Annotated in this window: 6 protein-coding genes; 2 read left to right on the top strand and 4 right to left on the bottom strand. The window is 68.6% G+C overall.

Features of this window, described 5'->3' with window-relative positions:
• Window positions 1-77: 77 nt before the first annotated feature.
• The gene (locus tag HCA44_RS19800) at window positions 78-320 is read right to left on the bottom strand and encodes an RNA-binding S4 domain-containing protein (protein ID WP_169651051.1); all 243 of its coding nucleotides are present in this window, start codon (window positions 318-320) and stop codon (window positions 78-80) included.
• Between the two features lie 118 nt (window positions 321-438).
• Between HCA44_RS19800 and lysX the strand changes: the two genes are divergently transcribed.
• Both lysX and HCA44_RS19790 read left to right on the top strand, forming a co-directional pair.
• On the top strand, window positions 439-3,783 hold the full coding sequence (gene lysX / locus HCA44_RS19795) for a bifunctional lysylphosphatidylglycerol synthetase/lysine--tRNA ligase LysX (protein ID WP_169651050.1): 3,345 nt from the start codon (window positions 439-441) through the stop codon (window positions 3,781-3,783).
• A 59-nt stretch (window positions 3,784-3,842) separates the two neighbouring features.
• The gene (locus HCA44_RS19790; RefSeq protein ID WP_169651049.1) at window positions 3,843-4,442 is read left to right on the top strand and encodes a histidine phosphatase family protein; all 600 of its coding nucleotides are present in this window, start codon (window positions 3,843-3,845) and stop codon (window positions 4,440-4,442) included.
• Window positions 4,443-4,448: 6 nt separating this feature from the next.
• Here HCA44_RS19790 and HCA44_RS19785 read toward each other — a convergent pair whose 3' ends face one another.
• From HCA44_RS19785 to gltB, 3 genes are all read right to left on the bottom strand, one after another.
• Window positions 4,449-4,967 carry a hypothetical protein gene (locus tag HCA44_RS19785; RefSeq protein WP_169651048.1) on the bottom strand — a complete coding sequence of 173 codons (519 nt, stop codon included), beginning with the start codon at window positions 4,965-4,967 and terminating at the stop codon, window positions 4,449-4,451.
• Between the two features lie 181 nt (window positions 4,968-5,148).
• Window positions 5,149-6,615 carry a glutamate synthase subunit beta gene (locus tag HCA44_RS19780; protein WP_169651047.1) on the bottom strand — a complete coding sequence of 489 codons (1,467 nt, stop codon included), beginning with the start codon at window positions 6,613-6,615 and terminating at the stop codon, window positions 5,149-5,151.
• The gene (gene gltB / locus HCA44_RS19775; protein ID WP_169651046.1) at window positions 6,608-11,206 is read right to left on the bottom strand and encodes a glutamate synthase large subunit; all 4,599 of its coding nucleotides are present in this window, start codon (window positions 11,204-11,206) and stop codon (window positions 6,608-6,610) included. Before gltB ends, HCA44_RS19780 begins: the two co-directional genes overlap by 8 nt.
• Window positions 11,207-11,219 lie beyond the last annotated feature (13 nt).

The raw sequence follows: 11,219 nt of genomic DNA, 5'->3' as shown, positions 1-11,219 counted from the left end.
ACATCTACGTAGACACCCGTGTCTCACATCTACGTAGACAGCACAGAGTCCCTGCACGCTTGTTTCGCGCACAGGGGTCAGGCGCTCGCCACCCGCACCGCGACGCCACCGAGCTCGACGACGTCGCCGTCGCGCAACTGACGGCCGCGGCGCGTCTCGACCTCGCCGTTGACCTCGACGAGCCCGTCCGCGACGACCTCCTTGGCCTCGGCACCGGACTCGATGAGATTCGCCAGCTTGAGGAACTGACCGAGCCGGATCGACTCGTCTCGGATGGGCACGGTGTCGGCGTCGGGAAGCTCGTCTGCGCTGTCGGACATGCCCCCATTCTGCGCTTCCGTCACAAACGGCGTGCGAGCCAGCAGACTGTTGTCCGAACCGGCCGAGCGACGCCGACGACGGGTCCGTGCACGCGGACGCGTCGGAAAGGTGGACCTTATGCAGACGACGCAGCGTTCCGATCCGGCTTCCGCATCGCGCGCACGGGCGAACACGCCGTGGTTGCGCCGGGTGCCGCATGTCGCCGGGCTGACACTCGGGGTCTACGCCGCGCTCGTGTTGTTGTGGAGCATCTCGCCGGTGCTGCGCGATCTCGTGCGCGTGCCCCGGCAGTACCTCGACGACTACTACGTCGACGCACCGGACACGAGCATCTCGTTCGCGCTGGTGGTGGCGCTGCTCGCGGTTGGAGTCGCGACCCGCAAACGGATCGCGTGGTGGGTGCTGACCGTGTATCTCGTCGCGGTCGTGATCGTCGATGCCACCGTGCTGGTGCGCGACCGCGACGTCCACGCGGGCGTCGCGCTGGTGGTGCTGTTGTGCGCCGTCGCGGTACTACTCGCGGCGTACAACGAGTTCTACACCCGGGTGCGACGCGGCGCGATGTGGCAGGCGCTCGGCATCCTCGTCGGTGGGCTGGTCGCCGGCACTCTCGTCGGGTGGGGCCTGGTCGCACTGTTCCCCGGCACCCTGCCGTCCGGCGAGAGGCTGCTGTGGGCGTTCAACCGCGTCACGGCGCTGTCGTTCCTCGACAACGACCAGTTCGGCGGACAGCCGCACTGGTTCCTGAACACCCTTCTCGGCCTGTTGGGCGCCGTCGCCCTTGTCGCCGCGGCCGTCGTGCTGTTCCGTTCGCAGCGCTCCACCAACGCGCTCACCGGCAACGACGAGTCCGCGATCCGCGGCCTCCTCGCGCGGTACGGCGCCGACGACTCGCTCGGCTACTTCGCGACGCGCCGCGACAAGGCCGTCGTGTTCTCACGTGACGGCCGCGCGGCCGTCACCTATCGCGTCGAACTCGGTGTGTGCCTGGCGAGCGGGGATCCGATCGGCGCCCCCTCGGCGTGGCAGTACGCGATCGAGACGTGGCAACGACTCGCCCGCGGCTACGGCTGGACGACGGCCGTGGCGGGCGCGTCGGAGGCAGGGGCCGCCGCCTACCGTCGCGCGGGGCTGACCGTGCGCCACCTGGGCGACGAGGCCGTCCTGCGCACACGCGAGTTCAGCCTGTCCGGGCGCGACATGAGGACCGTCCGGCATGCCGTGACGCGCGCGCGGCGACACGGCGTCACGGCGGAGATCCGGCGGCATCGTGACGTGCCCGCCGACGAGATGGGCGCGGTGGTGCGGCTCGCCGACGAGTGGCGCGCCGCCGAGACCGAGCGGGGGTTCTCGATGGCACTCGGCCGGTTGGGCGATCCGCTCGACGGCGACTGCGTGCTCGTGGTGGCACGTGTCGACGGCGCGATCGTGGCCGTCCTGTCGCTCGTACCGTGGGGCACCGACGGGCTTTCACTCGACCTGGTGCGACGGGACCGGAATGCCCCGGACGGTGCCGTCGAACTCATGGTCACCGAACTCGCCACGCGTGCTCCCGAACTCGGCATCACCCGGATCTCGCTCAACTTCGCGGTATTCCGGTCGGCGTTCGAGGACGACTCGCGCGTCGGCGCGGGCCCGGCACTGCGCGCGTGGCGCGCGAGCCTCGTGTTCTTCTCCCGCTGGTGGCAACTCGAGGCGTTGTACCGCGCGAACCTGAAGTACCAGCCGGACTGGGTGCCGCGCTTCGTGTGCTTCCAGGACGACCACCAGACGCTACGCGTCGGGTTCGCGTCCGCGGTCACGGAAGGCTTCGTCGCCCTCCCCCGCCCGGGCCGCCGCGCCCGGGGAAACCTCGCGCACACCGGTATCCACGAGAAACTGCCACCCGAACTGGTCGCTGCCGAGGGGCTGCACGCCGACGGCAGCGCGCCGGACACCGCACCCGACGAGGCGCCCGCGGGCCCGAGACGCCCCGACCAGGTGCGCGTACGGATGCGCAAGCTCGACGCACTCGCCGCCGAGGGCGTCGACCCCTATCCGGTCGCGTACCCGCCGACCCACACGATCGCCGACGCTCTCACCCTGCCGCGCGGCACCCGGGTGCGCGTCGCGGGCCGGCTGCTGCGGATCCGCGACCACGGCGGCGTCGTGTTCGCCACGGTGCGCGACGAATCGGGCGACATGCAGCTCGTCGTCGACGCCGAACGCCTCAGCGACCTCCAATCCGAAGGCGGTGATCCGCCCCGCGGCACCGAACTGGTCCGGTCGTTCGCGCGGGAGTTCGACCTCGGCGATCTCGTCGAGGTGAGCGGCGCGATCGGTCACAGCCGGTCGGGCACGCTGTCGCTGCTGGTGACCAGCTGGCGGATGACCGCGAAATGCCTGCACCCGTTGCCCGACAAGTGGAAAGGGCTGTCCGACGCGGAAACCCGTGTGCGGCAGCGGTACGTCGAACTCGCCGTCGATCCCGATGCGCGCCGAACACTCACGATGCGCAGTGCCGTCGTGCGCTCGCTGCGCGATTCGCTCGGCGCGCGCGGTTTCCTGGAGGTCGAGACACCGATCCTGCAGCAGGTGCACGGCGGCGCGAACGCCGCGCCCCTCGTCACACGTCTCGACGCCGACGACCTCGACGTCTCCCTCCGCGTCGCGCCCGAGCTCTACCTCGAACGCTTGTGCGTCGCGGGTTTCGAGAAGGTCTTCGAGCTGGGCCGCGTGTTCCGCAACGAGGCCGCCGATTCCACCCACAGCCCCGAGTTCACGATGCTCGAGGCGTTCGAAGCACACGCCGACCACGAGGCGATGCGCACACTGTGCCGCGAACTGATCCAGGCCGGCGCCGTCGCGGCGCACGGGCGTGAGGTGGTGATACGGCCCGGGCCGGACGGTGCACCGGTCGACGTCGACATCTCGGGCGAATGGCCCGTCGTCACGGTGCACGCCGCGGTGAGCGAACGGGTGGGCGTCGACGTGAGCCCCGAGACACCCGCGGACGAGCTGCGCCTGCTGTGCGACGAACACGGTCTGACGTACGAAACCGACTGGGATTCCGGACAACTGACACAGCGTCTCTACGGCGAGCTCGTCGAACGCGCCACCGAGTTCCCCACCTTCTACACGGACTTCCCGACGTCGACGTCACCACTCGCCCGGCCGCATTCCACGATCCCCGGAATCGCCGCCCGGTGGAATCTGGTGGCGTGGGGTGTCGAACTCGGCACGGCCTACAGCGAACTCACCGACCCGATCGAGCAGCGTGCGCGGCTCACCGCGCAGTCGCTGCGCGCGGCACGCGGCGACGACGAGGCGATGGAACTCGACGAGGACTTCCTGCAGGCACTCGAACGCGGCATGCCACCCACCGGCCGTCTCGGCATGGGCGTCGACCGGCTCGTCATGCTGATCACCGGCACAAGCATGCGCGACGTGCTGGCGTTCCCGCTCGCGAAACCACGCCGGTGACGACGCGTCGCTCCGATGCGCCGACGAGCGCGACCAGCGCGGTGTGAGATCGTGGTTCCGTGCAGCTGCTGTTCATCCGCCACGCGCTTCCGGAGAAGGTCACCGACGCCGACGAGCGCGCCGACCCTGCGCTCACCGACGAGGGCGTGCGGCAGGCCGAGCTGCTTCCCGCCGCACTCGAGCCGTACGACATCGCACGCATCGTCGCGAGCCCGCAGCTGCGCGCCCGGCAGACCGCGGAGCCGCTCGCGCGTGCACTCGACCTGCCCGTCACGGTGTTCGACGGCCTCGCCGAGTACGACCACGGACTGTCCCACTACATCCCGTTCCACGAGGCCGCGGCGCTCGCGCCCGACGCGTACGCACGGATCCGGGCGGGCGAGTTCCCGGCATTCGTCGACGCCGACGCCTTCCGTGCGCGCGTGTTCTCCGCGATCGACGACGTGATCGACGCGGCCGAGCACCACGAGACGGTCGCTGTCGTCGCGCACGGCGGCGTCGTCAACGTCTACCTGCAGGAACTGCTCGGGCTGCCGCGCCCGCTCACGTTTCCGCTCGAGTACACGTCGCTGAGCAGGGTCCTCGTCTCGCGCGACGGCACCCGCAGGCTCGCGTCGGTCAACGAGACCGGGCACGTACGGCACCTGCTCAGGCGCTGAGACCGGTCAGGCGCTGACAGGACTGTGGGCGTCGCGTACGCACGCCGCGAGATAGCTTCCGGCCTGCTCGGCGTCCCACCCGTGCGCCTCGCGCAGCCCCTTCGACATCGTCGCGAGGTACGCGCCCGCGGGCGGATTACGGCGCACCGCGTCGCCGCGTGCCCGCGTGGTGAACGTGTACATCGGCAGGCCGTCGCGGTGCCCCAGCGTGAGCACGCGGTCGTAGCACGCGGGTTCCTGCGCCTTGATGTCCTCGAACTGCTCGCGCGTCACGAGATAGGCCCGGGCGGGCACCGTGCCGGGGCCGTCCGGATCGAAGAATGCGACGCCGCCGGTCCACACCTTGGACTCGCCCGCGAAGAACACCGACCCGCGCAACGTCACGGGCGAACTCGCGCGCGGCGCACTGCCGTCGCGCGCACCCGGGTGGATGTGCACCGCGCCCGGTGGGCGGCCCCCTTCGAGGTAACTGCGCAACCGGCGCTTCTGCATGTTCGACCCGTAGCTGACGTACCAGACCAACACCGCACCGACCGTACTCGGTGAGAATTCAACGAGTGCACTGGGTCACCCCTGGCGCTCCCCGAACGCCCGCACACGACGAAACCCCCTCCCCGATGGCCGCGATGTCACATCCTGTGCATCGAGCGCACACAGTGTGACATCGCGACCGAGCAGGAGGGGGTCTCGTCGGTGGATCAGCGGGTCAGCGCTGGGCAACCATCGTGGGAGTGATGGGCGACGGCAGCGCCGTGGTGGACTCGAGGTACTCGTCCACCGCCGCGGCGGTCGAGCGGCCCTCGGCGATCGCCCACACGATGAGCGACTGGCCGCGGCCCGCGTCGCCTGCAACGAAGACACCGTCGACGTTGGTGGCGAAATCGTCGTTCCGGACGACATTTCCGCGATCGGTGAACTCGACACCGAGGTCGGTGAGCAGACCCTCGCGCTCGGGGCCGACGAAGCCCATCGCGAGCAGCACGAGATCGGCGTCGAGTTCGAACTCCGAACCCTCGACCTTCTCGAACTTGCCGTCCTTCATCTCCACCTCGTACGCCTTCAAGGCCACGACCTTGCCGTCCTTGCCGACGAACGACTCGGTGTTGACCGAGAAGACCCGCTCGCCGCCCTCTTCGTGCGCGGACGAGACGCGGAACATCAGCGGATAGGTCGGCCACGGGGTCGACTCGGCGCGAGTCTCCGGCGGGCGCGGCATGATCTCGAACTGGTGCACGCTCTCGGCCTGCTGGCGGTGCGACGTGCCGAGGCAGTCGGCACCGGTGTCGCCGCCACCGATGATGACGACCTTCTTGCCCTTCGCGTTGATCGGCGGCATGCCGTCGGCGTCGGTGATGTCGTCGCCGAGCTGCACGCGGTTCGCGAGCGGCAGGAACTCCATCGCCTGATGGATGCCGTCGAGTTCGCGGCCCGGGATCGGCAGATCGCGCCCGATCGTGGAGCCGACGGCGAGCACGACGGCGTCGAACTCGGCGCGCAGTTCGTCGGCCGTGATGTCGACGCCGACGTTCACGCTGGTGCGGAAGGTCGTGCCCTCGGCCTCCATCTGTGCGAGACGGCGGTCGATGTGGCGCTTCTCCATCTTGAACTCGGGGATGCCGTAGCGGAGCAGACCACCGACACGGGCGGCACGCTCGAACACCGTGACCGAGTGGCCGGCACGCGTGAGCTGCTGCGCCGCAGCAAGTCCCGCGGGGCCGGAGCCGACGACGGCAACCTTCTTGCCGGTCGGGTGGGCGGCGCGCACCGGCTCGACCCAGCCCTCGTCGAAGGCCTTGTCGATGATCTCGACCTCGACCTGCTTGATCGTGACCGGATCCTGGTTGATACCGAGCACGCACGACGCCTCACACGGAGCCGGGCACAACCGGCCCGTGAACTCCGGGAAGTTGTTGGTCGCGTGCAGGCGGTCGATCGCGTCCTTCCACTGGTCCTTGTAGACCAGGTCGTTCCACTCGGGAATCAGGTTCCCGAGCGGGCAACCGTTGTGGCAGAACGGGATACCGCAGTCCATGCATCGGCTGGCCTGGGTCCGGAGGGTCGTCTCGGGGAAGTCCTCGTAGACCTCCTTCCAGTCGAGCAGACGGAGCGGAACGGGACGGCGGACGGGCAGCTCACGAGAGCCGTGCTCGAGAAAGCCTCTTGGATCACCCACGAGCAGCCTCCATGATTGCCTCGTCGACGTCGGCACCGCGGATTTCGGCGTCCTTGATTGCCATGAGTACCTTCTTGTAATCGCGAGGCATCACCTTCGCGAAATGTGCAGCCTGTTGCGACCAGTCGGACAGGATGCGTGCCGCAACCTCCGACCCGGTCTCGTCGCGGTGACGCTCGATCGCACCCTTGAGCCAGACGTAGTCCTCGCTCTCGAGGTCCTCGAGGTCGACCAGTTCGGTGTTGAGGTTGTCCTCGAAGTCGCGGTCCGGGTTGTAGACGAACGCGACACCACCGGACATACCGGCGCCGAAGTTGCGGCCGGTCTTGCCGAGGATGACGACCTTGCCGCCGGTCATGTATTCGCAGCCGTGGTCGCCCACGCCCTCGACGACCGCGGTGGCACCCGAGTTACGCACGGCGAAACGCTCGCCGACGACGCCGCGCAGCAGCACCTCACCGCTCGTGGCACCGAACAGGATGACGTTGCCTGCGATGATGTTGTCCTCGGCGACGAAGCCGCCGGCCGTCGCCTCCGGCGGGCGCACCACGATGCGGCCACCGGACAGGCCCTTGCCGACGAAGTCGTTCGCGTCGCCGTGCAGACGGAGCGTCATGCCCTGGGGCACGAATGCGCCGAAGCTGTTGCCCGCCGACCCGGTGAACGTGATGTCGATCGTGTCCTCGGGCAGACCCTCGGCACCGTGCACCTTGGTCACCTCGTGGCCGAGCATCGTGCCGACCGTGCGGTTGACGTTGGTGATGTGCGTGTGGATCGAGACCGGCTTGCCGGTGTCGATCGCGGGCCGGGCCCGCAGGATCAGCTGCTGGTCGAGCGCCTTGTCCAGACCGTGGTCCTGCGTCTTGGTGCAGTGCTCGTCCTGGTCCATGAACGCCGAGTCGGCACGGTGCAGGATGGGCGCGAGGTCGAGCTTGCCTGCCTTCGCGTCCTTCCAGTGCTCGATCGCCTTGCTCGTGTCGAGCAGTTCGACCTGGCCGATCGCCTCGTCGAGGCTGCGGAAGCCGAGCTCGGCGAGCAGCTCGCGCACCTCCTCCGCGATGAACAGGAAGAAGTTCTCGACGAACTCGGGCTTGCCCGTGAACCGCTTGCGCAGCACCGGGTTCTGCGTCGCGACGCCCACCGGGCAGGTGTCGAGATGGCACACCCGCATCATGATGCAGCCGGACACGACGAGCGGAGCGGTGGCGAAACCGAACTCCTCGCCGCCGAGCAGAGCTGCGATGACGACGTCGCGGCCCGTCTTGAGCTGGCCGTCGACCTGCACGACGATGCGGTCGCGCAGCCCGTTGAGCAGCAGCGTCTGCTGCGTCTCCGCCAGACCGAGCTCCCACGGCGCACCCGCGTGCTTGACCGACGTGAGCGGCGTGGCACCGGTGCCGCCGTCGTGACCCGAGATGAGCACGACGTCGGCGTGCGCCTTCGACACACCCGCGGCGACCGTGCCGACGCCGACCTCCGAGACCAGCTTCACGTGGATGCGAGCCTGCGGGTTGGCGTTCTTGAGGTCGTGGATCAGCTGCGCGAGATCCTCGATCGAGTAGATGTCGTGGTGCGGCGGCGGCGAGATGAGGCCGACGCCCGGCGTCGAATGCCGCACCTCGGCGACCCACGGGTAGACCTTGTGCGCCGGAAGCTGGCCGCCCTCACCGGGCTTCGCGCCCTGCGCCATCTTGATCTGGATGTCGGTGCAGTTGGTCAGGTAGTGCGACGTGACACCGAACCGGCCCGACGCGACCTGCTTGATCGCCGAGCGACGCAGGTCGCCGTTCTCGTCCGGCGTGAAACGACGCGGATCCTCGCCGCCCTCACCGGAGTTCGAGCGGCCACCCAGTCGGTTCATCGCGATCGCGAGCGTCTCGTGCGCCTCGGCCGAGATCGAGCCGTAGCTCATCGCGCCCGTGGAGAAACGCTTGACGATCTCGGTGGCCGGCTCGACCTCGTCGAGCGGAACCGGCTGGCGCACACCCTTCTTGAACTCGAACAGACCGCGCAGCGCGGCGATGCGCTTGCTCTGGTCGTCGACGAGCTGGGTGTACTCCTTGAACACCTTGTACTGGCCGGTGCGCGTCGAGTGCTGCAGCTTGAACACCGTGTCCGGGTTGAACAGGTGGTACTCGCCCTCGCGGCGCCACTGGTACTCGCCGCCCACCTCGAGCTCGCGGTGCGCGCGCTCTTCGGGGTTGTCGAGGTACGCCAGACGATGCCGCACCGCGACCTCTTCGGCGATCTCCTCGAGACCGATGCCGCCGAGATGCGAGTGCAGACCCGTGAAGTACTCGTCCACGACCGACTGCGACAGGCCGATGACCTGGAACAGCTGCGCACCCGTGTACGACGCGAGCGTCGAGATGCCCATCTTGGACATCACCTTCAGCACGCCCTTGCCCGCGGCCTTGATGTAGTTCGCGATCGCCTTGTCGCGCGGAATGCCCGCGAGCGCACCGTCGTTGACGAGCTCGTCGACCGTCTCGAATGCCATGTACGGGTTGACCGCCGCGGCACCGAAGCCGACCAGCGCCGCCATGTGGTGGACCTCGCGCGCGTCGCCGGCCTCGACGATGAGACCGACCTTGGTGCGGGTCTTCTCGCGCACCAGGTGGTGGTGCACGGCGGACGTGAGAAGCAGCGACGGGATCGGCGCATGCGTCTCGTTGGACTCACGGTCGGACAGCACGATGATGCGTGCGCCACCCGCGATGGCCTCGGACACCTGGTAGCGCACGTCGTCGAGCGCCTTGCGCAGACCCTCGCCGCCCTCGGCGACCGGGTAGAGGCCGCGCACGATGACACTGCGGAAGTCCGGGAAGTCCCCGTCGTCGTTGACGTGGATGAGCTTCGACAGGTCGTCGTTGTGCAGGATCGGCTGCGGCAGATGGATCTGCCGGGCGGATTCCGCGGTCGGGTGGAGCAGGTCGTGCTCGGGGCCGATGGTGCCGCCCAGGCTGGTGACCACCTCTTCGCGGATCGCGTCCAGCGGCGGGTTCGTGACCTGCGCGAACATCTGCTGGAAGTAGTCGAACAGCATGCGTGAGCGTGCCGACAGCACCGCGATGGGGGTGTCGGTGCCCATCGAACCGATCGCCTCGGCGCCCGAGGCCGCCATCGGCTTGACGAGAAGGTTGACCTCCTCGTTGGTGAAACCGAACATCTGCTGCCGCAAGACGACCCGCTCGTGCGACATGTACGTGTACGGGCGGTCCGGCAGGTCGTCCATCCGCGTGAGACCCGCGTCGAGCCACTCGCGATAGGGGTGCTCGGCCGCGAGCTGGTCCTTGATCTCGTCGTCGCTGACGATGCGGCCCTGCTCGGTGTCCACCAGGAACATGCGGCCCGGCTGCAGACGCACCTTGCGCACCACGCTGGCCGGATCGATCGGCAGGACACCGACCTCCGACGCCATGACGACCAGGTCGTCCTCGGTGATCCACAGGCGCGACGGACGCAGGCCGTTGCGGTCGAGCACGGCGCCGATGACGGTGCCGTCGGTGAAGCACACCGACGCCGGGCCGTCCCACGGCTCCATGAGCGTCGAGTGGTACTCGTAGAACGCCCGGTGTTCGGGCTTCATGTACTCGTTGCGCTCCCATGCCTCGGGAATCATCATCAGCACGGCGTGCGGCAGGCTGCGGCCACCGAGGTGCAGCAGCTCGAGTACCTCGTCGAAGCGCGCCGTGTCGGACGCGCCGTTGGTGCACACCGGGAAGATCTTCTGCAGGGCTTCCTTGCCCCCGAAGACGTCCGAGTCGATGAGCGCCTCGCGGGCACGCATCCAGTTCTCGTTGCCGGTGACGGTGTTGATCTCGCCGTTGTGCGCGACGCGACGGAAGGGGTGCGCGAGCGGCCACGACGGGAACGTGTTGGTGGAGAACCGCGAGTGCACGAGGCCCAGTGCGGACTCGACACGGCTGTCCTGCAGGTCCAGGTAGAAGCCCTTGAGCTGCGGGGTCGTGAGCATGCCCTTGTAGACGAACGTCTGGCTGGACAGGCTCGCGAAGTAGACGGTCTCCTGACCGGTCGCACCGGAACCGGCGCCCTCGTTCCCGAGCTCGTGCTCGGTGCGCTTACGGACGACGAACGCGCGACGCTCGAGCTCGAGTCCGCGTAACGATCCGTCCTCGCTGCCGATGAACAATTGACGGAAGGTGGGCATTGCGTCCCGTGCCAACGCGCCGAGGGAGGAATCGTCGATGGCGACGTCGCGCCAGCCGAGAACCTTCAGGCCTTCGCTCTCGACGATCTTGTCGACCGCGGCGGCCGCATTGTCCGCGTCGGAACGCGACTGCGGGAGGAACGCGATGCCGGTCGCGTATGCACCGGGAGCAGGCAGCGGGAAGTCCACGACGGCCCGGAAGAACTTGTCCGGAACCTGGATGAGGATGCCCGCGCCGTCGCCCGAGTTGGGCTCGGAGCCTGCGGCACCGCGGTGCTCGAGATTGATCAGGGCCGTGATGGCCTTCTCGACGATGTCCCTGCTGGGGCGGCCCTTCATGTCCACCACGAATGCCACACCACAAGAATCGTGCTCGTTCGCGGGGTGATAGAGCCCCTGAGGGCCTGGAAGTTGCTTCATACCTAGCCTTCGT

The organism is Rhodococcus sp. HNM0569 (genome assembly GCF_012726205.1).
In the GTDB taxonomy this organism is placed as follows: Bacteria; Actinomycetota; Actinomycetes; order Mycobacteriales; family Mycobacteriaceae; genus Rhodococcus_F.
The sequence above is the reverse complement of the archived record's forward strand: the minus strand, read 5'-3'. Positions and strand labels throughout refer to the sequence as shown.

What these genes read in the sequence shown, in the direction of transcription:
- HCA44_RS19800 (WP_169651051.1), bottom strand. Translation starts at nt 320, where the DNA reads ATGTCCGACAGCGCAGACGAGCTTCCCGACGCCGACACCGTGCCCATC.
- lysX (WP_169651050.1), top strand. Translation starts at nt 439, where the DNA reads ATGCAGACGACGCAGCGTTCCGATCCGGCTTCCGCATCGCGCGCACGG.
- gltB (WP_169651046.1), bottom strand. Translation starts at nt 11,206, where the DNA reads ATGAAGCAACTTCCAGGCCCTCAGGGGCTCTATCACCCCGCGAACGAG.